Origin of the sequence: Comamonas sp. B-9 (assembly GCF_000410635.1) — a bacterium.
GTDB lineage: Bacteria > Pseudomonadota > Gammaproteobacteria > Burkholderiales > Burkholderiaceae_C > Comamonas.
Map to the genome: position 1 here is coordinate 1 of NZ_APCR01000582.1, position 228 is coordinate 228.

At 63.6% G+C, this 228-nt stretch carries 1 protein-coding gene; it reads left to right on the plus strand.

Features of this window, described 5'->3' with window-relative positions:
* Window positions 1–79: 79 nt before the first annotated feature.
* Window positions 80–228 (plus strand): DUF736 domain-containing protein (locus tag H928_RS30640; protein ID WP_021025648.1); only part of this gene is annotated, 149 nt, incomplete at its 3' end.

The following is a 228-nucleotide window of genomic DNA, read 5'->3' on the forward strand; positions in this document are numbered from 1 at the left end:
GCCCGCCCGTCCCCCGCCGGCCGGATCACAACAAGGACGCGATGGGCGCGAACCTTGTTCCACCAAAAGGAGTTTCATCATGGCCAACATCGGCACCTTCACCGCAGACAAAGACGGCTTCACCGGCACGCTTCGCACCCTGACGCTCAACGTCAAGGTCAAGCTGGTGCCCAACGACAAGGGGGACAACGAGAAGGCCCCGGACTTCCGCCTGCAGGCAGCCAGCCA